This is a genomic window from Telluria mixta (assembly GCF_029223865.1).
Taxonomy (GTDB): Bacteria; Pseudomonadota; Gammaproteobacteria; order Burkholderiales; family Burkholderiaceae_D; genus Telluria; species Telluria mixta.
In genome coordinates, this window is record NZ_CP119520.1 from 6,861,303 (window position 1) to 6,884,835 (window position 23,533).

Sequence of the window (23,533 nt, forward strand, 5' to 3'; positions counted from 1 at the left end):
CTCAAGGAGTCCAATATGCCTGTCAAAGGCGAAATGATCATCGGCCGTCGCGCCGTGCGCGGCAGCGCCGGTACCGTGCGCGCCTTCAACCCGGCCACGTGCGCCGCCATGGAACCGGCCTTCGGCCTGGCGACGACGGCCGACGTGGATGCGGCGTGCACGCTGGCCGAGCAGGCCTTCGACACCTACCGCAACCTGCAGCCCGAGCGCCGCGCACGGTTCCTGGAAACCATCGCCGACCACATCATGGCGACCGGCCCCCTCCTTATCGAACGCGCCCACGACGAGTCGGGCTTGCCGGTCGCGCGCCTCGAAGGGGAACGCGCCCGGACCTGCAACCAGCTGCGCCTGTTCGCCGGCGTGGTCCGCGCGGGTCACTTCATGGCGGCGACGCTGGACCCGGCACTGCCGCAACGCATCCCGCCGCGCCCGGACCTGCGCATGCGCCGCATCCCGCTTGGCCCGGTCGCCGTATTCGGCGCGTCGAACTTCCCGCTGGCCTTCTCGGTCGCCGGCGGCGACACGGCGTCGGCGCTGGCCGCCGGCTGCCCGGTGGTTGTGAAGGCCCACGGCGCCCACCTCGGCACCGCGGAGCTGGTCGGGAAGGCCGTCCTGGAGGCGGCGATCGCGTGCGACATGCCGGAAGGCGTGTTCTCGATGCTGATCGGGGAAGGCCGGCAGGCCGGCCAGGCGCTGGTCGCCCACCCGGCCATCAAGGCGGTCGGTTTCACCGGGTCGCGCCAGGGCGGCATGGCGCTCGTGCAGACTGCGAACGCGCGCAAGGAACCGATTCCGGTGTATGCGGAGATGAGTTCGATCAATCCATTCTACGTGCTGCCGGGCGCCCTCGCCCGCGACGCCGCGGGCATCGGCCGGGGCTTCGTCGACTCGCTGACGATGGGCGTCGGCCAGTTCTGCACCAACCCAGGCCTCGTGATCGGCCTGGCGGGCGCCGGTCTCGACGCCTTTCGTGATGCTGCCGGTGAAGCGCTGCGGACGAAGGCCGCGGGCACCATGCTGACTGCCGGCATCCACAAGGCCTATGCAGGCGCGGTCGGCAAGCGCAACGGCATCGCCGGCGTACGGCTGGTCGCGCAGGGTGGCGAAACGGGCCAGGGTTGTGCCGCCCGGGCCGCGCTCTACGAGACCGATGCCGCCACGTTTTTGACCAGCCCGGACCTGGAGGAAGAAATCTTCGGCCCCGCTTCGCTCGTCGTTGCCTGCCGCGACGAAGCCGATCTGCTGGCCGTGACGCGCCATCTCGAAGGCCAGTTGACCGCGACCGTGCACGCGACCGGCGACGATCGTGAACTTGCCGCGACGCTGCTGCCTGTCCTCGAGCGCAAGGCCGGCCGCGTGCTGTTCAACGGCTACCCGACCGGCGTCGAAGTGTGCCATGCGATGGTCCACGGTGGGCCGTTCCCGGCCACGTCCGATGCGCGCACCACCAGCGTCGGCGCCACCGCGATCGAACGCTTCCTGCGCCCGGTGTGCTACCAGGACGTGCCCATCGATCTGTTGCCGGAAGCGCTGCGCGACGACAATCCGCTCGGACTGGTCCGCATGGTCGACGGCCAGCTGCGCGCGCCGCAGTAATTCGCCTGGAGACCGGGCGCCCCGGCCCGGTCTCAGAAATGGTGGGCAATCCCGAGGTTCATCCCGCGCACGAAGGCGCCCGGCGCGCCGGGAATGCCGGCATATTGCGTACCGTCCAGTGTGAATTGCGCCTGGTTGCGGTTCTGCAGGATGCCTGCGGCACTGTACAGCTCCGTTCGCCTGGACAGGTGATACTGGTACAGCAGGCCCAGTTGCCGGCCGCCGTTCCCGCGTCCCGTGCAATCGCGGGCATCGCCAACCATCACCGACAGCTGGTTCGCCGGATTGAACCGCCAGGAACCCGACACTTCGACAATCTGCAGGTTTTCGCGGCCATCGCTACGGCTTTCCTTCTGGTAGGCCAGGTAGAGGCGCGCGTTTCCCATCCCGTAGGAGACGACTTCGCGCCACACCTTCTGGAACGCATCCGTGCCGGCGGTGCCGGTCTTTTCATAGCCCGCCAGCACATGCAGGGGCCCATTCACATAGCGCACGACCGCGTTGTAGGACAGCAGCGTGGGCTTGTCCTCTTCTTCCCGCAGCGCGACCATGAACTGCTCGGTAAAGCCGTACAGCGTGGGCGTGAAATAGGCCAGCGCGTTGCTGGAGCGGACCGCATTGTCGCCGAAATTGTTGAGCGGCGATGCAATGCTTTTCACGCCGCTCGGATCGGACTCGTTGTTCAGCAACAGGTATTCGGGCTTCTTCTGGCGTCCGACGCGAAGTTCCCCGAATGCGCCGGACAAGCCGACCCAGGCAAGCCGGTTGAAGGCCGTCCCGGCGGCCGAGGCCTGGCCGGTCGAATTATCGAAGCCTTGCTCGAGCTGGAAATTCACATGCAGGCCATTGCCCAGGTTCTCGGTGCCCTTGAATCCATACACGGTTGCGTACAGGCCGCTCGAGACTTCCCGCACCTGCGAACCGGCACCGCCGTTCTGGTATTCCATGGCGGTGTCGACGACGCCATAAGGTGTTACCGACACCTGGGCGCATGCCGTACCGCAGACACAGGCCGACAGGGCGATCCACGTTTTCATCGATTGTTTCGTCACGCATCGTCTCCTTGTAATCCGAAAAGGATAGGAGAGCGGCCGACGCGCGTCCTTGCATGCATCATCGATTCGCTGGTACTTTTTTCGTACCGCGCAGCCTGGTTGCAAGTCTCGCTAAAATGCCAGCGAATGTCCGTTTTGTGCAGGGACATCCGGGCCAGCCCCGGGTATCCTCCACGGCATGCGTCCTATGTCCGCCCTGCGTAACCGTAACGTTTCTTTCTACCTCCTGGCACGCTTCCTGGGAACCATCGCCGTCCAGATGATGAACGTGGCGGTGGGATGGCAAATCTATGCCCTCACCCACAGCCTGTTCGATCTCGGCCTGATCGGCCTGGCGCAGTTCGCGCCTTTCCTGGTGCTGATCCTGTGGGCGGGCCATGTGGCCGACAGCCATGACCGGCGTGTGATCGTCATGCTGTGCATGGCCATCCAGCTGCTGTGCAACCTCGGCTTGATGGCGCTGACCTTGTCCGGTACCGGGGCCGTCTGGCCCGCGTTCGCCGTACTCGTCCTGTACGGCAGCGCACGGGCATTCATGATGCCCGCCCAGCAGGCCGTACTGCGCAACCTCGTGCCGGACCAGGTCTTCGCGCGCGCCGTCGCCCTGAATTCGTCGACCATGACGGTGGCGCGCATCCTCGGCCCGGTGGTGGGCGGCCTGCTGTACGGCTTCGGCGCGAACGTCGTTTATCTGATATCGAGCGTGATGCTGGCCGTGTCGGTGCTGTTGATGGCCGGGACGCACAGCACCCGCCGCGCCGCGGCAAAGGGTCCGGTGAGCTGGCACACCCTGCTCGAAGGCCTGCGTTTCGTCCGCTCGCGGCCGGTCGTGCTGGGCGCGATCTCGCTCGACCTGTTCGCCGTCCTGTTCGGCGGCGCCACCGCGCTATTGCCGGCCTATGCGCAGGATGTCCTGCACGCCGGCCCGGCCAGCCTCGGTCTCCTGCGTACAGCGCCGGGCGCCGGCGCCGCGCTCGGCTCCGTTGCGCTCGCCATCTGGCCCGTCCAGCGACGCGTGGGCGCCTGGATGTTCGGCGGCGTGGCGCTGTTCGGCCTGTCCACGGTCATCATGGGACTGAGCACGAGCTTCGCCGTCGCGCTGGCCGCCCTGTTCCTGCTTGGCCTCGGCGACAGCGTCAGCGTCTATATCCGCCACCTGCTGGTACAGTACGAAACGCCGGACGCGATCCGTGGCCGCGTCAGCGCCGTCAATTCGGTCTTCATCGGCGCCTCCAACGAACTCGGCGAGTTCGAATCGGGCCTGACGGCGGGATGGTTCGGCCTGGTGCGCGCCATCGTCATTGGTGGCGCCGCCACCCTGTGCGTGACCGCCTCCTGGATGCGCCTGTTTCCCGTGCTGTCGCGCATGGACCGCTTTCCTCACCATGCCCGCGACGCCAGCCACGCCAATTCCAACACCACCGACAAGTCATGAATTCTCCTTCCCGCCTCGACCTGATTCCGGGTACGCTCTGCGACCAGCGCCTGTGGGGCAAGCTCGTACCGCTCCTGCCGGCCGACTTCGTGGTCAGCCATGTGCCGCTGTTCAAGGCGCGCACGCGTGCGCAGATGCAGGCCCTGATATCGGCGCGCACCGCGCCTGCGGCCCATATCGTTGCGTTCTCGATGGGCGCCTACCTGGCGCTGGAACATGCGCTGGCCCATCCGGACCGCGTCGCGTCGCTCGTGTTGATCTCCAGTTCGGCACGCGGCCTGCGTGCGGAAGAAAAGGAGCGCCGCCAGCGCTCGATGGCCGTGCTGGCACAGCACGCGTTTGCCGGCACGACCACGACCCAGTTGCGCAGCTTCGTGCTGCCCGCTCACCTCGACGATCCATCGATTGCCGGCGTCATCCGGCAGATGTCGGTGGATCTCGGCAAGGAAACGATGCTGGCCCAGTTTGCCGCGTCGATGGAACGGCCCGACCTGATGGCGCGCCTGCGCGAGCTGCGCTGCCCGGTGCTGATCGTCGGTGCGGAAGAGGATGCGATGGTCCGGGCGGCCGACCTGCGTGCGATGGCGGAACAGGTGCCGGGCGCGACGCTCGAGATTATCGCCAACAGCGGACACATGATTCCGCTTGAAGCGCCGCAAACACTGTGCGATGTGCTGGTAGGGTTTTACAGGCGCATTGTCGTAGCCCATTGATGAAGGAAGTTTCACAACTCGTTGTATGCGCCGTCATGCGCGTCACCGAGCCGACGACCGCGCGGCCGCGCAAACCGGAAGGGATAACAGGACGAAGGTCATAACCCGGAGGTTTTCCCGGCCTTCCCAAGGCTGCCCAGCAGCGCGATCGACCTGGCCACCAGCTCCTCGGCGCCACCGGCCGCAAATCCGGTTTTTCTGGCTTCGACCGTCAACGGCGCAGTATAGGCAGCCGCGTGCGGCATGTATTTCGCATCGCCGGCGACGAAGGAATGGAGCATCACGTGCGCATAGCCCAACCGGGCGGCTGCGGCCCGCAATTGCTGTCCGGTCACCGAGTCGACCTCCGGTTTCACGCCGACGAATGCCGCATTGCCAACGCGGATGGCATCGACCCTTACCGCCGTCGACGCATTTTTTTCGGCATTGGGCCATTCGAACGTCGTGACACCGTACGCTATCGTCGGCGCGGCGTCCCTGGTCGCAATGCCTTTTGCGATTGCAATGGCGTCGGTACCCATCTGCGTGCCCAGTGCCGTCATGCGCTGGATAATGTAGTCCATGCCGACCTGCGAATAAAAATCGACGTTGTCCGTCACATCGCCGTTCCCGTTATCGACGGCACGCCAGGCATCGTACTTCGGCACCTGATCGGCGCTTGCCCCCATCAGGAACAATGTGGGCGCACCAAATTCCCTCTCCATCATATTGCACGCCACGCCCGGCACATCGGCCGAGACTTGCCGCACGCCGGCCGCCTGCCCGGCATTGTCGATGGCGGTGGGCTTGATGCCATAGCCAAGGATGAAGCCGACCGGTTTGCCGGATGCCCGTGAATTCACCCGCAGGATCGTCATGGTTTTATTGGATGGCAGCGTGCCGTCCAAGCCGATATGGTATTGGCCGTCCGACATCAAGACGTTCCTGTTGACGTTCACGTCGCTGGTGCCGCTGCCAAAACCCGCGGTCGCGGGTTGAAAAGACGCCGCAGCCTGTTGCGCGGCCGAAGCGAGCGCCGCTTCCAGGGCTCCCATCCACAAGCGCTTCAACGCGGCATCGCGAGGCTCGTGCGGAGTGCTGATGGTGTGATTCGAATGGACCCAGATCCTGTCCTTCGGCGTGCCGGTATAGCGATTGACGATGTCCTTGACCAGCGCGATACCATCCGCATCGGTTCTGACCAGTTCCAGCGAAACGATCGCGACCTTGTCGTTCGTTTCGAGCACCATGACGCGGGCATGGGGATTGTCGTGAATGATCCCGCCAAACCCTTCGACCGCATGGGGATTCGCAAATAGCGCGCTCGGAAATACGATCTCCGCGGCACCGGCGCCTGCCTTCAGGCCGGCCGAGGCCGTTCCAGCAACGGGGTTGACCGCAGTGCTGCCGCAGCCGAAGACTCCCAACCCGAACAGCACGCATACCGTCGCGCCTGATATGGCTTCTTTGATGTCGGCGACGGTCTTCATACGGTCTTCCCCATTTGGTTCGCGCGTTCCAGCGCATAAGCGGCGCCGCCCAGTGCCGCCAGCGTATCGGTGATGACATACGTCGGGATCTGCTCGAGATAGGCCTGGAATCTTCCCTTCGCCTCGAAGCGTGCGCGAAAGCGCGAGGCGAAGAAGCCCTCACCCAGGCGCGGCACGATGCCGCCGCCAACGAAGACCCCGGCGCGCGCGCCGAGGGTCAGCGCCACGTTGCCAGCGAAGTTCCCCAGCAGCGAGCAAAAGCTGTCCAGTGTCGCGGTGCATAACGGATCGGCATCGGCGATCGCGCGCGCTACGATGTCGTCCGCCTGTAATACGTCGGCGTAAAGGCCATCGACCTGCGCCACCGCCCGGTAAAGCACGGGCAAGCCAATGCCCGACAATAAACGTTCCGCCGACACGTGGGGCACGTAATGGCGCACGCAGGCCAGCAAGGCGCTCTCGCGCTCGTCCATCGGCGCCAGCGTCGCATGCCCGCCCTCGCCCGGTACGGCCACCCAGCCGGCGGGCGTGTGCAGGACGCCGGCGACGCCGAGGCCCGTGCCCGGCCCGACCACCGCCATCACGTTCCCGCGCGGCGCGCGCGCCTCGTCGGTGCGAATCTGCCCGCTACCCAGTCCCGGCAGCGACAGCGCGAGCGCTTCGAAATCGTTCAATAACAGCAGCACGTCAAGGCCGAGTTCGGCGCGCACGGCACTGCGCGAAAAGCGCCAGCGGCTGTTGGTCATGGTCACTTGATCGCCATCGATCGGTGTCGCAAGCGCGAGCGCGGCCGCGCGCGGAGGGGCGTGTGCAATCTTATCCTGCCCAAGCGCGGCAAGGTAGGCCTCGACCGCGGCCACCGGCCCGGCGTGGTCGGCTACGCGCAGACTGCGCACATGGCGCGGCGCCTCGCCCGGGCCGTCGACAAGGGCAAAGCGCGCGTTGGTGCCGCCGATGTCGCCGAGCAGGCGCGGAAAGCCGGGTGTCGGACCTGGGGCGGAACAGGATGAAACTTCGGGTGGCCAGCAAGCGAACCCGAGACTGGCTGACGACATCATGGAGATCTTTCTTGTAACGCTGCGCGGATCATGTCGCTCAGGCCGTTGACGATCGCATCCTCCGCACAGCCTCGGGCCACCGGACTGCCGTTGACTTCGAACAGCGGCTGGTCATAGGCGGCATCGGACGGCAGGTAGCCGATGCGGTCGTTGGCGATGGAGACGAGGAAGGTTTGCGTCAGGGGCGACAACGCATATAAACGGGTGCCGATCGCATTCGTCACTTCGCCCGACACGCCTGTCAGCGCGACATCGCCGATCATGATGAGGTTCAAACGCAGCGGCACGCTGTCGACTTGCTGCTGTTTCATGTCGGCCATCAGATTGCGTCCCTGCTTGGCCGGACAGGCGACCACGCGTTCAGCGGCGGCAAGACGGACATCGGTCTTCAGCGGCGCCATCGTCGACGCGACCCGTACCGCCTCCGCCCCAACCAGCAGGCCCTGTGCGTTCATCGCGTCGTACGCGACCGCATCCGACCGCCTTGCATCCCCGCCTCGAGGCCGCGACACCCGCGGGGCCTGGTCCCCCAGTGCCGCCGGCGTCCACAGCGCGACCACCCCGTGCCCAAGCGCGTCTTCCACATAGCGCTCGGCAGCGCCCGCGAGGTCGCCGGAAATCTCGTTGGTGCCGAGCGTCACCGTCGAATGCACGCCGTAATTCAGAAGCAGCGCCAGCGGCGTGCCGTCGAGGCTCTCGATCTTGAGTACACCAAGACGCTTGTCGGAAGGCGCGTCCGGCGCATACCCGAGTCCCCAGCCGTGCGCACCGTACACGTCGCGGTTGACGTTGACGTCGACCTGGCCACGCCCGCTTCCCAACCTTGCCGGACGCAGCGCGGCCTTGGCCTGCTTGAGTGCCCCTACCATCTTGTCGTAGACCCATGCGCTGTAGGCGTCCGACTCCGGGCCGCCGTCGTGCGCCAGCGCGCCGGGCGTGACCCGGCCCAGCCGCGGTGCGCTGTGGTCGTGGCTGGCCCCGATCATCACGTGATCGGCCGCGATACCGACCTCGCGTGCGATGCGCTGGCGTACCGCATCCATGGTACCGACCTCGATCAGGTCGGTCGAGACGAGGGCGACGCTGCCGTGCCCGTCATCGAGTACGAGCGCGCGCAGGTAGATCGGATCGTGCACGCCCTTGAACGAGCCGCCCATGGGATTCAGGGCGGCCAGGTCGGTCGGCGTGATCTCCACGCGGGCCGCACCGGCGCGCAGCTGCCCCGCCTGTGCGGCACCGGCCAGAAGCAGCAGTGCGAGCAGGCCGCCCGATCGGCGCGCAGCGCGCGCGACGGCAGTTCCAAACAACGATGACATATAAATTTCTCCGAAAACTATTCCGCGTCCCGAACGGCGCAGGCCGCCACGGGACGCGCGACATTACATGCTTACCTTCAGCCCGACGGTAAAGTAGCGGCCGATCGGATCGTCACCCTGGGCGAAACCGCTGAACAGTCCGACCGCGCCGTTGCCGGCGATGAAGGCGGTGGTCGGCGGCTGCCTGTTGAACAGGTTCTGCACGTTGAAGAACAGCTGTCCGGTGTGTCCGCCGCCGAGATGGATGTTCCAGCCAAGATTAAGGTTCGTATAGGCGACCGAGGAGGTGTTCGGCGTCGATACGATCTGCGTCGAGTCCCCCGTGAAGCTCAGGGGGCTGCGCCAACGCTCGCTGACGTCCACCGAGTAGTCGCCGAACTTGTAGTTGGCGAGGAGGGTCGCGCGCACCTTGGCAGTGGCCTGGAGGCCGTTGGGCCCGTAGGCCACGCCGGCCATGTCGACCGTCTGCACGCCCGGGGTCTCGTACACGATGCTCGGCTGGTACGTTGCCAGCAGGCGCAGACCGAGCGGGTTGCCGAACACCCTGGAGCGGTAGTTCGCGTCGAAATCGAATCCCCGCGTCTTCATGCTGCCGATGTTGATGACCGTGTTCGTGAACGACGTGACGGCGTTGGCGGCACTGGTGTCGGCGTAACCGAGCAGACGCGTCTGCAGGGCGCAGTAAGGCGAACTGCCGCCGCTGGCGTAGCAGGCAGCCTGCACGGACGGATTGAAGCCCTGGATGTTCGTGATCGCGTCGATGACCTTGATATTGAAATAGTCGAGCGATGCGCTGAATCCAGGGAGTGCCTTCGGCGTGATCACGAAGCCTGCCGCCAGGGTCTTGCCGACCTCGGGCTTGAGGTTCGCATTGCCGCCATTGGTGGTCGGCACGGTGGGGCTTTGGCCGGTCAGCAAATCCGTGAAGGTGCCTGGCGTGGTAGTGGTGGTCTGGTACAGGTCGTTCAGGCTTGGCGCGCGGATGTCGCGCGAATAGCTGGTGCGCAGTTTGAGCTCCTTGCTGACATCCCAGTCGATGCCCGCCTTGTAGGTCCACGCGCTGCCGCTGGTGTCGTAATTCGTGTAACGCCCTGCCAGGTTGAGATGGAGTTCCTTCGCGAGCGCCGCGTTCTTCAGGAGCGGGACGTCGAATTCGCTCGCCACTTCCTTCACGCTTTGCGAGACTTTGGAGCGCGGGGTCACGGTCGCATTCGCATACAGCGGCGTCGATGCACCGCAGTTGTACGCGATCCCCGTGCAATCGGCGGTGTCCGATGGCAGCGCGTCGCTGGTGACGGCATAGGTTTGCTTGCGCCATTGGCCGGTCAACGCGACGTCGACCGGGCCGGCCCAGGTCGAGAACGGCGATCCGGACACCGTGCCCTCAAACTCGTTCAGCGTGTTCTGCACCTGGAACGAGGTCGGCTGCGTGATGTAGGCGATCGCAGCCTCGCTGGAGGTCGTCGGGCCCAGGATATTCAGCGGAACGCAGTTGGCGTAGGCGCTGCTCGTCAGCGACGCGCGGCATACGACCTGCCCGGTTGCGGGATTGACGACCGCATCGAGCGCCGCGGCGAGGCGTTGTTTGTTCCAGTTGTTGTCGTCGCGCGTTGTCAACGTCACTTTCGCAGCGGTACCGGACGCGTCCCACTTCCAGCCATTGCCCAGCTCGCCGCTGAGGCCACCGTTCACGAAGGCCTGCCGGCTGTGGCTGGCGGTATCCGTGCGCGGCGTGTCGGCGAAAATCTTCGAGACGCTGAACGTCGACGCATTCGCGGCCGCAAGCTGGTCCTGGTAGGTTTGCGCGAGGAAGGGATTGGTCGCGCTCAGCGTGGCGCCGTTGCCGAGATTGTTGTAGCCGCCGTAGTTGACCGTGCGGTTGTCGGCGAAGCTGGCTTCGACGTAGCCATGCACGCTGTCGCTGATGTCGTAGTCGCCGCGGACGAATGCCTTGTTCGATTTCATCGAGCCGCGGATCGACGCGTTGTAGTATCCGCCGTCGCCCCCGCTTTCGAAGCTGCCGTTACCGGTCGCGGCGCCATGCACGAACGGACTCAATACGCCGTTCTGCGTGAAGTTGAGGCCACCGAGCGGACCGCCTTGCACGAGTCCGCCGAACGTGGTCGTCGCGATACGGGTATGGTCGACCAGGTGGTAAGGATTTGCCGCCGTGCCGGCACCCTGCATCGTCCATTGGTGCGCGCCCCATGGACGATCCGTCCGATACGGCACACCGGGGTCGTTGCTGTATTCGTAGCTGGCGATCACATGTCCACGACCATCGAACAGGTCCTTGCCGCCCGCGATGCCCAGGTTGGACCGCTTGTCGTCGCCATAGGTCGACACGCCGCCGCTGACCTCGGCCTTGACGCCGGTGAACCGGGTGTCGGTAATGAAGTTCACGACGCCCGAGACCGCGTCGGAACCGTACACCGCCGATGCGCCGCCGGTGACGACGTCCACGCGTTTCAGCAGCATCTGCGGGACCATGTCCGTGTCGATGAGCTGGTCCTGCGTCGTTGCCGGCAGGCGGTGGCCGTCCCACAGGACCAGCGTGCGCGCCCCGCCGAGGCCGCGCAGATTCTGCACATTGCCCGCGTTGCTCATGACGCCGTTGCCGGCGTTCTGGTTTTGGCCGGCGGATCCAGCGAAAATCGGCAGTTCGTTGATCGCATCCGAGATACTACCCGGCTTGTTGGTCAGCAGTTCGTCTGCGTTGACGGTCGTGAGCGGCGTCGGGCTCTGGCTGCCGGGGCTCACCCGCGACCCCGTGACGACGACCTGGCTCAGCGCCTCAGACGCGGTGTCCGGCTGCGACTGCGCCCAGGCGGCGGACCCGACCGCGAGCGTACCGGCGCAGGCCAGCGCGATCTTGTTCAGACGAATAGTCGACAAACCTGCTTGCACGTCGCTCATCCGCAACTGCGATGCAAGCGTTGCACTGGTCCTTTTAAAACGTCCCATACCGTATCTCCTTTATTACGAATTGCGAAAGCAATCGACTTTTATCGTTATTAATCTAAAATGGAAGCGGCTCGAAAACCTTGAAAACAAGAATGAAATAAATCAGCTGTTTCATGTAGTTTTCAAACAGTTTCTAGGGCTGGAGATTAGCCCACCGCAAGTAATCTGGCTTTGCACAAAAACCAGAATCGCTGGGACTTTTTTTATAATCGGTGGAATTTATAATCGCATGAACAAATAAAAAGACGTGCAAAAGCCATTACCGAAAACGGTAATGGCTTTTGCAAAACTATTTGTAGTATTAATACCTAAAACCGCCAATATCAGCGATGCTGCCGGAACAGCCATTCGCGCACCGGTTCGATGGTGTAGGCAATTCTCCAGGTATTTGTATGTCCCGCGGCACCGGCAGTGGACTGGCCCGGCGGAATGACGCTGCCCTTGCTGAAGGTGACATAATTGACCGGCGCATGCTGATGATCGATGCGCTCGAACGCGCTCCGGAATTGCGCCGGCGTCCAGGTTGCGTCCCACTCGGCGCGCGCGACCTTTACACCCTCTTTTTCCAGCACGACGACGATCGCGTTCTGGCCCGGGTAGGCTTTCGCGTCATCCTGCGACACGATGATCCACAGTTTTTGCCGTGCCAGCGGCTGGACAAGCGCAGGCGACCACTGGCCCGCGACGAGCAGGGAGGCCGCGAAGAAGTCCGGATATTTGATGTCCATCGCAATCGACATCATGCAGCCGCCGGATTGGCCGGTCGTGTAGAGCCGCTTGCGATCGATGCTGTACTGGCCGGCGAGCGCTTCGACCAGGTCGATGGTCGTATCGAGCATCGCCGACGTTTTCGAATCGTCATCGGCGATGAGCTCGGCATACTGCGGCGCCAGCACGAAGCATGGCCGCCTGGCCTGCTCCTGCGGACTCGCCCAGATGACGGCACCGAGGCCCTGGAACAGGGTGGTGCGCGTGACATCGCTCGTCGCGCCGGCGTCGTGCATGAACAGTACCAGAGGGTACGACCTGGCCGCGTCGTAATCCCGCGGCACGAACAGGTTGTACCGCAGCAGCTTGCCTGTTTTGGGATCGTGGAATTCGAGCTGGCGGAAGTCGTCGACGACCGCATTCAATACCTTCGTCGTCTTCACCGTCGCGCCGCTTGCGGGCACGCTGGCGCCGTTGACGAGCGTCACGGCACCGGACTGGACGATCCCGGCCTCGGCCTTCCTGTACACGGTGTCGTAGGCGGGAACGTCACCGGCCTTGCCCGGCCCCCCTGGCCCGCCGGGCGGCTTGCGCATGCCGGGTGCCGGCCCGGTACGCTGCGCCAGGGCCGCGCCGCGGTCGGCGGGCGACAACGCCACGATGACGAAGCGGCCGCTGGGTGCCTGGTCCGTAGGCGAGGCGGAGGCGCTCGTGAAGACCGCCGTGACTGTCCGCCCCTCGACCCGGAAGGCCCCGGCGGACAGCCGTGCCCCGTCGACCGGCGCGTCGTACTCGACGGCCACGGCGGTCAGGCGGATGCCATCGCCGAAGACCTCGGTAATGGCGGTCGCACCGAGCACGTCGCCGTGGCGGTTTTGCGCGACGGCTGCCGCGCCGATCGTCAGCAGCGCGCCCATGACCAGGAATTCCCTGCGTGTTCGTGTATTTATCATTTGTCTGTTGAACCTTTCACCGAAACTTCAGTGCCAATTCCGTTTCGCATTTGCTCTCCCTTGACGCCGGGGCGCCCGCCATATATTTTCCTACCGCGTCGGATCGGATTCGATACCGATTAATATCGCATTTTTGGTACCCATTGAGTACCATAACTCCGCAAAATTCGTGTGTCAACATGGCAGAAGTAAAAGGACGTAAATGACAGAGGAAAACGGTCACCCGGCCGCCAGGCGCGGACGGCCCCGGTCGACGGGAGATGCCGAACGCCGGCAGGCCATCCTGCGGGCTGCGCATGAAGCTTTCGTGGAACTGGGTTTCGCGGGCACGACGACCGCGATCGTGGCGGCCAGGGCAAAAGTGTCGAAGCGTACGATCTATGAAAGCTTCGCCGACAAGACGGCAATGTTCGCGGCCGTGATCCGCGAACACCAGCACCTCATCCTCGACCTGCCCCGCCCGCCGGACGAGAATCTGCCGCTGCTCGACACGATGATCCGCCTGTTCCGCCTGGACATTGACGAGGACGCCGAGCGCTCGCGCGAAGCGATCCTGAACCTGATGACAAAGGAATCGGTGCTGTTCCCGGAATTGTCCGACTACCTGTACGAAACGGAGGCCATACGCTCGCGTGAAGCCTTGATCGAATGGCTGCAGGAGGAGGCGTCCCGCGGCCGGATCGTGGTGGAGGATCCGGCCGTCTACGCGGGCATGCTGATGGATATCGTGTTCGGCGCCCTGCTGCCGCGCCGCAGGCTACAGCGCGCACCCGACCGCGCGCTGAGGCGCGAGCACATCAAGAAACGGCTCGAGATTTTCCTGCGCGGTATTCACGCAGGCGGCGCGGCGCCGCGGCCTTAGACCAGCCGTGAACGGCTGTCCCCGTTCAGAAGCGCCCGGGCTTGCTCAGCCACTTGTCGACAAAGTCGAAGGTTTTCCCGAACGTGCCGCCGTATTCGGGCCGGCACGGAAGAAAGCCGTGATTCGCGCCTTCGACGCCGACGAACGCCTTGTCGCCCGCCGCCGCATGGTCATAGGCGATTTCGTTCAAGACCAGATGGGGCGAGCACGTGGCGGCCATCACCAGGGTAGGAACGCGGATGCCTTCCAGATTTCCCTGGATGCTGTTCGGCGTGCTGCGCCACTGCACGCCGATGATGTCGTTCTCCGTCAGCGCATAGCCGGGATCGGTACGCAGGCCCTGAAACGACAGATAATGGCGCACCGTGACATTGAGCGTGGTCTGGAACAGCTTGTTCTCGTCCTGCGGCGCCGCGCGCGGCTCCATGACCAGCGGGATCACCTGCACCGGTGTCGATCCGTCGGCCTTGAGCAGCAGATGGGACGAGTGCGTTCTCGACAGGAGACGCAGGTCCGCCAGTTCCGGCCGGGCGCCATTGACGTACAGGCTCGCCCCGGCGACCACGAAAGGCTCGTCGTCGATGAATTCGCCCTCCCCGTTCTCGATCTTGCGCAGGCGTCCCAGCGCCTCGTCGATCAGTTCATTGGCACGCTTGCTCTGGGCCGCAAAGAATCGCGCGAGGAATTCAGGGCGGTAAGTCGCGCCTTTGGTGGCGGGGTCGAAGCCGTTCTTCGGATCGAACATGTCGAGCGCCGCGTCGCGCCGGCGCGGGTGATGCGGATCGACGGCCGGGTTCAGCGCCATCGTTCGCTCGGGCGCCCCTGAGTTACTATCGAGCAGCACGACACCATCGGCCCTCGGCAGGCCCGCCAGGTCGCCGGCACGGCATTTGTAGATGCGTTGCGGCTCCCGGCATGCGGCCGGTCCATTCTCCGCGATGTCCTGGTAATACGTCATTTCCGGCCCGCCCGTGCTATGGCCGACCATGACGACCTTCTGCACGCCCGGCAGCGCTTTCAACGCCCTGATCGCAGCCGCGATCGGCGCAATGAACTCGTCATAGGTCTGCTCCGGGCCATAGTAATTCAAGATCATCACCGTGTAACCGTAAGCGGGAAGCGCCAGTCCGGTGAAGTAGTTGAAATTATTGATCCGGTCGGGATGGGTCACCAGCAAACCGATGCGGCGTTTGGCGGGATTGGGCACCGCCGGCTCGATGACAATGGCGTTCGCGTTATCCGCCAGGCGCACGAAAGTCGTCCGGGTGGCCACCTCGCTGTGCGGCGCCGCGGAAAACTGCGCGTACGACCCGGCCGGGGCCAGCGAAACCAGTACAACCATGAGCTCGAGAATTCTCTTCATTGACGTCATCCCCACATCAGTTGCCGGTCTTCGCCCACGGCAGTAATTTCAACGCGTCGATGGCACAGCTTTCATCGACGTTCCGTCCGCCGCCCACGGCGATCACCGCGACGAAGTTGCCGGCCTTGTAGATCGGCAGCCCGCCAGGCGAAAAGTGGTATCGCGGATCCTTGCCGTACTGTGCCGCGAAGCCGGGATCGCTCGCCACGCGCGCCTGCAGCGCACGCGTCGACGTGTGAAAGGCGAGTACGGCGGCGAGCTTCTGGGGCGCCGTCGTGAGCCCGGCCAGCGTCGCGTTCTCGCTCGCCAGCGCCACTCGCAGGTGGCCATCCGCGTCGGCCACCTGTACGTTGACGGACATGCCCTGCGCCTTGCACGCGCGTATGGCGGCCTGTGCGATAGCGAGCGCTTCGGCCTGGGTGATCTGGTTCGGGTCGATCGACGGCGACACCTGGGCACGTGCCGGGCCCGCTGCCGTTGCCGCGTACAGGACCGCCGCGAAAAGCAGGGTTCGGTATGTCATCGGATGCTCCTGATTTACCATGGTTTCTGAGTCGAGAAGAAGCGCTGCCAGAAGGCGATCCGTTCCGGTGTCGCGATCGGCGCCGTCTCGAAGCGATCGCCCAACAACATCACCGAAGAGGCCCGGGCATCATAGGCGGGCCAGTCCGGCAAGCCAGCGCCATTCGGATTGCCGGTCTTGACGATGTTCGCCCAGTACGATGACATCGTATCCGCGATCCTCCGGTCGTCCTCGGTCCAGGGGCGGTCCGTCGCGTACAGGTTGCCGAGGGCATAGTTGATCTCCGCCCCGTGATAGGCCCCGCGCAGGGCCGCATCCGGCCCGGGCGGCGCATGGGTCCAGAAGAAGGTATAGACCGGGCGTCCGGATCCTTTCGTCCAGTCGCGCGCCCAGGACCAGGTCGAGATACGGGAGTTGTCGCGTGCCGCCTCGTTGCTCGCGCGCGCAGCTTCCTCGTCGTTGGTAGCCGGATAAAGCTTGAGGAACTGTTCGGCGAGCCGGCCGAACTTGGCGTGCGCGTACTGCCTGAAGCCATCGAGGGTGACGTTGACCTGCGGCGCGCCTGCCCGCGGCGGCCCCGAGCGCGCGCGTATGGCGGCGAAGGCCGTGTCCGGAACGGCGCCGGTTTCGTCCTTGTTACTGCCGGCTATGAAGACGACCTTGTTCTGCGCGTGCGCGGCCAGCGTCGCGCTATAGTTGCGCGGCAGCACCCAGCCATCGATCACCGGCCGGAACAGCGGCGGTTTGGCGGTGCTCAGCGTGTCGATGCCGCCGTCGACCGTGTTGCTGCCCTCGACCATCCGCTGCCAGGACATGGCGCGCAGTGCGGCAAGATCGCGCGTCCCTTTGGCCTCGGCGAAGCGCGCGCCGGCTTCCTCGGCCGGCTTCATCAGCCGGTACGACACGGACAGGTAGCGCAGCTCCGGATCGCGCGGATCGCGTGCGTGGCTTTCCGCGATCGCATGCTGGAACAATCCCTTGGCCAGCGGCGAGATCGACAGGAAGCCGACCGAGCCCGCGCCCGCCGACTGGCCGGCGATCGTCACGCGCTTCGGATCGCCGCCGAACGCCGCGATATTGCGCTGGACCCACTTCAAGACCGCGAGGTCGTCCAGCAAGCCATAGTTGCCCGAGGCCGCATGGCCCGACTCGCGCGCGGCTTCGCTGCTGAGTTCCGGCGTCGCGAGAAACCCGAACACGCCCAGGCGATAGTTGAACGTGACCACGACGATGCCCTTGCGGGCCAGTCCTTCGCCGTCGAACAGCGGGTCCGATCCGCTGCCGCCGATGAAGCCGCCCGGATAGATCCACACCAGCACCGGGCGCGGCCGGCTCTCGGGCCGGGCGCCCGTCCAGATGTTCAGTGTCAGGCAGTCCTCGCTCATGTCCTCCTCGGACGCGCCGGGTCCGGCGGGCTGCGGGCAGAGGTGGCCGAACCGGTCGGCCTTGCGCACGCCGTCCCAGGCGGGCGCCGGTGCCGGCGGGCGCCAGCGCAGCGCGCCGACCGGTGCCGCGGCATACGGGATGCCCTTGTACACCGTCACCGATGGATCGCGGCCGGGAATGCCGGCGACCAGGCCCGATTCGGTGGGCACGGCCTTCGCATAATTTTCCTCCGCGGGCTTGCCCGACATGCCGACCAGGTCACCGCTGGCGAGCACGTGTCCCTGCATCGCCGCGATGGCCTTGTCGAACGTCAGCGACGGGTCGGTTGCCAGCGTCGTGTCGAGGGCGAACACCTGGAAGTGGTAAGGCTGCCGGGCCGCCGTATGTGTGTGGGGTCCGGCATAGGGTTGCGCCAGCCCGTGCACGTTCGGCCCGTAAGCGGCGCCGGCCGGCAAGGTCGTCATGCCGGCGGGCAGGCTGGTGGCGTCGGCTGGCAGGTTAACCGCCGTCAAATGGATCGACGTGGCGGCGGCATGTCCGTCCGCACGCGGGTCGCCCTGCACGATGACGGCGTATGACGCCGTTCCGCGCGGCCCTGCTGTCCAGTGCAGGCCGGGAAAGCGGTTGGCGCCGTATTGTGTGTTCGCCAGCGGAATCCCGTCGCCCTGCGCAAACGCCGGACTCGTCACGGCAAGCCCGTTCGCCGACGGCGCCTTCGCCAGGCCGATCGCGAGCTCGGGCACGTGCCCGACGTCGGGCGCGCCTTGCGCCATCGCGGCGGCCGGCAGCGCCGCGGCGAGTACGAGCGCCAGTCCGAATGTGAGTCTGCTACTGCTCATGTCCTGTTTCCTTCTCGTTGATGTTCTGGTCGAGGGTCAGCCGGCCCGCGCGGGGAATGCCATCCTCGCCCTTGCGCACGACCGCGCTGACGCGGGTGCCGGGCTTCAGTACGCCGCGCGCGAGCGGCTCGTAACCGGTGATCGTCATACCGTCCGCCAGAATCAGGTGGCGGGCGCCGCCAGGATACGCCACGTCCAGCTCGACGCCGGCGGCGGTCTGCCTCACGTTGCCGACCGTGCCGTGCGTCATTGCGGTCCCGCTCCGGGCCATCAGGTGCGTGCCGTATTCGGGACGATAGCCGGGCTCCATGATGCGCAGCTCGGTGGACTGGCCGGTACGCTCATCGACGACCTTGTTGGCCGTGGCGACGAAATCGCCGGGCTTGAGCGCCGTGGCCGGCAGGCTGCGCGGCCGCGACACGGACCAGCCGGGCGTCATGGCCACGACGACCTGCCTGCCATCCTTGTCCGTCAGCGTGACGCTGTCGTCCGTATAGCTCACCAGTTCGCCCGAGAACCCCGTGGGCGGTGCCTGCACCTGCAAGGGCTGCGCGAGCGCGGCGGATGCCGGACCAAGCGCGCCGGCCAGCGCGAACACCAGGCACATCGATTTCATCTTCATGCTGATTCTCTCCCGTTACATTCCGCGCACTTAGCGCGACCGGTCCAGCAATTGCAGAACCCCGTCGACCAGTCCCTGTTCCCCGCAACCCTGCCGAGCACGGGTCGCCGTGGCCTCGTACGTATTCAAGGGATAGCTGGCATCGTCGACCAGGAAGCGGAATGGTCCGAAGTTGTCGAGGACCACCATGGCATTCGCCAGCGGCAACGCCTGTTTCAGGCGATAGCCGACCGACGGCACGATGTTGGCGTCCGCGTGGACCAGCGCGACATCCCCCAGCTGCAACAAGCCGTAGTGCAAGGCGACCGGCGGCCCTTCCGCATCCCTGAAGCGGCATGCCGGCACCGTTGCGCCCGGCGCGTTCGAGCATTCGCGCGCCAGGTTCTGCGGCGTCGTGACCTTGCCCGGACACTGCAGCGTCTGCACCCCGCCCGTGATGCGCATGCGTGCCGACATGCGCTTGACATCGCGGGCGGTGGCCAGGGCTTCCTCGCCCAGCAGCGTACCCATGGCGCTCAGCAGGCGGTGCGCGCGCGCCGCGTCGCGCGGATCGGGTACGGGCCGGGTCCACACCCGGTAGGCCGGACTGGCCGCGGGTCCAATGGTGAACAGCGCCACCGCCTTGTCGCCGCTCGCCTGTTCGACGTAGCGCGCCGCGGCTCCCGGCACGTCGCCGCTGATTTCGTCCGGCTGCGCTTCGTCGACCACCGGTTCGATCCCGTAATTCAACAGCAGCGCAAGCGGTTCGCCGGACAAGGTCTCGACCTTGAGCACGGCCAGCGACGGATCGACGAACTGGGAGCCGCTGCGGTCGATGCCATCGATGTAGCGGTGTTCGGCCGGCGACCATTCGTTGCGGTTGGCGATCAGATGGCTCTTGCCCACCGCGTAGCCTGCACGTGCCGGCTGCAGGCCCGCCACGGCTTGCCGGACAGCCGCCAGCGTCGCATCGGTCACGCGGCGCGTGAACGCGTCGGAACCGGCGATGATACCGCCCGAGTTGCTGGCAGCCACGCGGATCGAGTTGTGCGTGTGGCTGGCGCCCAGGAGGATGTTGTCGGGCGGGATGCCGCCGTGCGCCGCGACCTGCCTGATCAGATCCGCGTGGATGCCGGCCTGGATGGCCGGCACATCGGCGACGATCACGGCCGCGCGCGCCGTACCATTGTCGAGCACCAGCGCCCGCACGTAGATGGGGTCGTAAACCGACTTGTACGGCGCCGGCAATTCTTCGAGTGGCGGCGTGATGTCGACGCGTGCCGCGGCGGCACGCAGCGCGCCCTCCGCGCCGGCCGCACCGTGCACCGCTGCGATCAACAAGGCCAATGCCAGGCCGATGCGAAACGTCATCGTGGCCCCCTCAGTCCGGCAGGCGGGTCGATTGGTAGGCCGCCATCCGCCACTCGCCATCCTGCCGGACGAACACGTGGATCATCCGTGACGGCAAGGTGACCGCATTGACCTTGATGACGGCGCGGAACGTGACGATCCGTGTGTCGCCATGGCTTTGCACCTTGACGTCGCTGCGGTCGACGGAAAAATACTTCGCCTTGCCGGCCTTGATCGCATCGAGCACCTGCGCCTTGGTGTTCACCGCGCCGTTGGTGTGGGTGTAGACGATATCGTCGCTGTAGAGCCGCTCGAGAAACGCCGTGTCGCCCTTGATCAGCGCCGCCGTCCACTGGTCTTCGAGTTCAAGGATGTTCTGCGTTGCCGGTTCCCCGGCGAAGGCGCACAGCGGCAACAGCCACAGGCATGCGTATGTGAAAATTCGTTTCATTGGATTGCTCCCGGGTTCATCAGTAATTGAAGCGCAAACCGGCCGCGACATACCGCCCGACCGGATCGTCCCCCATCGGAAAGCCGCCGAACTGGCCCGGGTTCTGTTGCGTCCCGCTGAAGTTCGCCCCCGGCGGAATCCGGTTGAACAGGTTCTGCACATTGGCATACAGGTTCACGGTGCCCGACGCCAGCTTGATCCTGTAGTCGATGTTCAGATTGGTCGTGGCGAACGACTTCACGCTTCCGGTCGTGACCTGGGTCGGGTCCGCGCTCAAGGCCAGCGCGCTGCGCCAGCGTTCCATCACGTCGAGGGTGAGCGCCTTGGTAGGGTTGAAGCGGGCGAACAGGGTCGTGCGCCAGACCGGGCTCGCCTGCAGGCCGTTGGCGCCGTAGGCGACGCCGCCCATGTCCTGGGTCGGCAAGCCGGGCGTCATGTAGCGCAGATGCGGCTGCCACGTGACCAGGCCGCGCAAGGTCAGAGGACGCCCCTGGATGCTCGTCGCGTAGTTCGCCTCGAAATCCGCGCCCCAGGTATGCACCTTCGCGAAATTGATCGGGAAGCTGAACCATTGGGTCACCACGTTGCCCGGCGTGTTCTGGAAGTTGCCCAGCGCCCGGATCTGCGTCGCGCAGAGCGGCGACGTGCCCCCGCTCGCGTAGCAGGCGGCCTGATAGGAAAAATTCGTTCCCTGCACCTGGGTGATGGCGTCGCTGACCTTGATGTCGAAGGCATCCAGCGCGAGGCTGAAACCGCGCACACGGCTCGACTGGTACACCACGCCGACGGTCGTCGTGTCGCCCTTCTCCGCCTTGAGGTCGGGGTTTGCTTTCGTGGTGTTGGGCGCGGTCGATTGCACGCCCAGCAGGCTGTCGGTGGCGTTCGATCCGGATGCCGTCGTCGCGGACGCGAACAGGTCGTCGAGGGTCGGGGCACGGATGTCGCGCGAACGCGTCGAGCGCAGCCGGACCTCGTCGTTCAGGTGCCAGTCGGCGCCGACCTTCCACGTCAGGTACGTGCCGCTGGTATCGTAGTTGGTGTAGCGCACGGCGCCGTTCACGTCGAAGGTCCTGGCCCATGCGGCGTCCTTGAGCACGGGCGCATTGAATTCGAGGGCGGCTTCCTTGACCGTCTGGGCCACGCGCGAACGGTTCGAGTAAGGCTGGAACCAGGGCTGGGTCGCCTGCGTGCAGTTGAAGCGCAACCCGTTTGCCGCGCAACCAAACAGGTTCGCCGGGTCCGAAGACGTTGCATCGCTGGTCGCACGATAGGCCTGGCGGCGCCAGTCGCCCGACACCGCGACGCTGACGGGTCCCGCCCACGTGCTGAACGGCGCGCCGCTGATGCTGCCAGAGATATCGTCCTGGAAGGTGTGGGCGTTGAAATGGGTGTCACCCAGAATATAGGAGATCGCCGCGGCGCTTTCCGAGCCGGGGCCGAACACGTTCAGCGGCACGCATCCCGGAAAGGCCGTCGGATTCGTCAGGGTCACGCGGCACACCGGCGTGCCGTCCGCCCCTGCCACCGCATCGAGCGCGGCCGAGAGGCGCAGGTTGTTGAGATTCCCGTTGGTGGTCACCAGCATCGACGAGACGCTGTGGACATAGCCCGCTTCCCATTTGTAGCCGTTGCCGAACTCGCCATCGAGGCCGGCATTCACGAAGAGCTGGTGCTCGTCGATCACCGGATTCATGCGCGGCGCGGTCTGGATTACCTTGCCCAGGGTGAACGTGGCCTGGTTGGCGGCGAGCAGCTGGTCACGGTAGGCGGTGGGCAGGAAGGCATTGTCCCTGCTGATGGTCACGCCGTTCAGCAAGGGCCAGTTGGCATAGAACGCATTGCGTTTCAGATTGCCCGCCACTTCGACATAGCCACGCGTAGTGTCGGAGAAGTCGTAGTCGAACCGGCCGAACAGCTGGTGGCTGCGCAAGGGCGCCTTGAGCGAGCCGTCATAGTAGGCACCGTCGCCCCCGCTCTGGGTCGGCACCGTCGGATTGAAGCCGGTGCGGTTGCCCTTGTCGAATGCGGTCAACACACCGTTGGCGCCGAACTGCTGCCCCGCCAGCACGCCGGTCCGGACATACCCGCCGAAGGAACTGGTGGCCAGCCGCGTGTCGCCGGCGACGAAGTACGGCAGCGCCGCCGTCCCTGCACCCTGGATGGTGGTCAGCGCCGTGGCCGGGCGCGACGAGCGGTACAAAATACCCTTGTCGTCGCGGAATTCGTAGCTGCCCACGAAGTGGCCCTTGTCGCCGATGCTCGTGCCGTAGGCGACGCCAAACTGCGATTGGCGTGCGTCGCCCTTCTCCGCGATGCCGGCCTGGATATTCGTCTTCAGACCATTGAAGCGGTTGTCCGTGACGAAGTTCACGACGCCCGAGATGGCGTCGGAACCATAGACCGCGGAGGCGCCGCCGGTGACGACGTCGACCCGTTTCAGGATCATCTGCGGGATCATGTCCACGTCGACCGTGCCGTTCGCCGTCGTCGGCGCGACGCGATGGCCGTCGAACAGGACCAGGGTCCGCACCGCGCCCAGGTTGCGCAGGTTCAGCTGGTTCGAGGCCGGGTTGCCGCCACCCGAAACGGCCGCGCCGCCCGCGCTCGGATTCGAGGTCTGGTTGCGCGGGCTGGAAAAGACCGGCAGCGTGTTCAGCGCGTCGGCGATCGTGGACGGCTGCAGGGACAGCAGATCCTGCGCGCGCACCGCCGTGACGGGTGTCGGGCTGTTGTCGCCGTTGACGATGACGCGCGAACCCGTGACGACCACCGATTCCATCGGCTTGTCCTGATCGGTCGTCTGGGCCTGGCCCAGCAAGGGGAACGCGAGTGCGAGCGCGCCGGCCAGGCGCGTGCGTGGTGCATGATTCATTGTCTCTCTCTCCTGTCTT

Annotated in this window: 17 protein-coding genes; 4 read left to right on the plus strand and 13 right to left on the minus strand. The window is 65.5% G+C overall.

Translation table 11 applies throughout. The features are described 5' to 3' along the window. The first annotated feature begins 15 nt into the window (after positions 1 to 15). A complete protein-coding gene (locus P0M04_RS30140; protein ID WP_259450227.1) occupies positions 16 to 1,596 on the plus strand; it encodes an aldehyde dehydrogenase (NADP(+)) in 1,581 nt (526 codons plus the stop codon). A gap of 32 nt (positions 1,597 to 1,628) precedes the next feature. Here the strand turns inward: P0M04_RS30140 and P0M04_RS30145 are convergent, their stop codons facing one another. Continuing rightward, on the minus strand, positions 1,629 to 2,648 hold the full coding sequence (locus tag P0M04_RS30145) for a porin (RefSeq protein ID WP_259450228.1): 1,020 nt from the start codon (positions 2,646 to 2,648) through the stop codon (positions 1,629 to 1,631). Positions 2,649 to 2,838: 190 nt separating this feature from the next. On the opposite strand from P0M04_RS30145, the gene P0M04_RS30150 reads away from it, so the two are divergent. Beyond that, a complete protein-coding gene (locus P0M04_RS30150) occupies positions 2,839 to 4,086 on the plus strand; it encodes an MFS transporter (protein WP_259450229.1) in 1,248 nt (415 codons plus the stop codon). Continuing rightward, positions 4,083 to 4,799 (plus strand): alpha/beta fold hydrolase, encoded by a 717-nt coding sequence (locus tag P0M04_RS30155; protein WP_259450230.1) that lies wholly within the window; start codon positions 4,083 to 4,085, stop codon positions 4,797 to 4,799. The genes P0M04_RS30150 and P0M04_RS30155 overlap by 4 nt, the downstream gene beginning before the upstream one ends. A 98-nt stretch (positions 4,800 to 4,897) precedes the next feature. On the opposite strand, the gene P0M04_RS30160 is transcribed toward P0M04_RS30155, so the two are convergent. The 5 genes from P0M04_RS30160 to P0M04_RS30180 form a co-directional block, all read right to left on the minus strand. Then, the gene (locus P0M04_RS30160; RefSeq protein WP_259450231.1) at positions 4,898 to 6,268 is read right to left on the minus strand and encodes a hypothetical protein; all 1,371 of its coding nucleotides are present in this window, start codon (positions 6,266 to 6,268) and stop codon (positions 4,898 to 4,900) included. Continuing rightward, entirely contained in the window at positions 6,265 to 7,326 is a 1,062-nt protein-coding gene (gene glk / locus P0M04_RS30165; protein WP_259450232.1) for a glucokinase, read from the minus strand. Before glk ends, P0M04_RS30160 begins: the two co-directional genes overlap by 4 nt. Beyond that, on the minus strand, positions 7,323 to 8,642 hold the full coding sequence (locus tag P0M04_RS30170) for a neutral/alkaline non-lysosomal ceramidase N-terminal domain-containing protein (RefSeq protein ID WP_259450233.1): 1,320 nt from the start codon (positions 8,640 to 8,642) through the stop codon (positions 7,323 to 7,325). The genes glk and P0M04_RS30170 overlap by 4 nt, the downstream gene beginning before the upstream one ends. A gap of 63 nt (positions 8,643 to 8,705) precedes the next feature. Further along, positions 8,706 to 11,558, minus strand: coding sequence for a TonB-dependent receptor domain-containing protein (locus P0M04_RS30175; protein WP_259450234.1), 2,853 nt, complete (start codon positions 11,556 to 11,558; stop codon positions 8,706 to 8,708). Positions 11,559 to 11,929: 371 nt separating this feature from the next. After that, positions 11,930 to 13,267 (minus strand): carboxylesterase family protein, encoded by a 1,338-nt coding sequence (locus P0M04_RS30180; protein ID WP_259450235.1) that lies wholly within the window; start codon positions 13,265 to 13,267, stop codon positions 11,930 to 11,932. Between the two features lie 202 nt (positions 13,268 to 13,469). On the opposite strand from P0M04_RS30180, the gene P0M04_RS30185 reads away from it, so the two are divergent. Next, the gene (locus tag P0M04_RS30185; RefSeq protein ID WP_259450236.1) at positions 13,470 to 14,129 is read left to right on the plus strand and encodes a TetR/AcrR family transcriptional regulator; all 660 of its coding nucleotides are present in this window, start codon (positions 13,470 to 13,472) and stop codon (positions 14,127 to 14,129) included. 25 nt (positions 14,130 to 14,154) lie between these two features. On the opposite strand, the gene P0M04_RS30190 is transcribed toward P0M04_RS30185, so the two are convergent. From P0M04_RS30190 to P0M04_RS30220, 7 genes are read right to left on the minus strand one after another with little or no spacing between them, the layout of a single operon-like run. Beyond that, positions 14,155 to 15,492 carry a hypothetical protein gene (locus P0M04_RS30190; RefSeq protein ID WP_259450237.1) on the minus strand — a complete coding sequence of 446 codons (1,338 nt, stop codon included), beginning with the start codon at positions 15,490 to 15,492 and terminating at the stop codon, positions 14,155 to 14,157. A 16-nt stretch (positions 15,493 to 15,508) separates the two neighbouring features. Further along, a complete protein-coding gene (locus P0M04_RS30195; RefSeq protein ID WP_259450238.1) occupies positions 15,509 to 16,015 on the minus strand; it encodes a GlcG/HbpS family heme-binding protein in 507 nt (168 codons plus the stop codon). Positions 16,016 to 16,029: 14 nt separating this feature from the next. Beyond that, the gene (locus tag P0M04_RS30200) at positions 16,030 to 18,240 is read right to left on the minus strand and encodes a carboxylesterase family protein (RefSeq protein ID WP_259450239.1); all 2,211 of its coding nucleotides are present in this window, start codon (positions 18,238 to 18,240) and stop codon (positions 16,030 to 16,032) included. Beyond that, a complete protein-coding gene (locus P0M04_RS30205) occupies positions 18,230 to 18,862 on the minus strand; it encodes a hypothetical protein (RefSeq protein ID WP_259450240.1) in 633 nt (210 codons plus the stop codon). The genes P0M04_RS30200 and P0M04_RS30205 overlap by 11 nt, the downstream gene beginning before the upstream one ends. A gap of 30 nt (positions 18,863 to 18,892) precedes the next feature. Next, positions 18,893 to 20,212 (minus strand): hypothetical protein, encoded by a 1,320-nt coding sequence (locus P0M04_RS30210; RefSeq protein ID WP_259450241.1) that lies wholly within the window; start codon positions 20,210 to 20,212, stop codon positions 18,893 to 18,895. 10 nt (positions 20,213 to 20,222) lie between these two features. Further along, complete coding sequence (locus P0M04_RS30215; protein ID WP_259450242.1) at positions 20,223 to 20,642, minus strand: nuclear transport factor 2 family protein; 420 nt, start codon at positions 20,640 to 20,642, stop codon at positions 20,223 to 20,225. Between the two features lie 19 nt (positions 20,643 to 20,661). Then, positions 20,662 to 23,514, minus strand: a complete 2,853-nt coding sequence (locus P0M04_RS30220; RefSeq protein ID WP_259450243.1) for a TonB-dependent receptor plug domain-containing protein — start codon at positions 23,512 to 23,514, stop codon at positions 20,662 to 20,664. Positions 23,515 to 23,533: the final 19 nt, after the last annotated feature.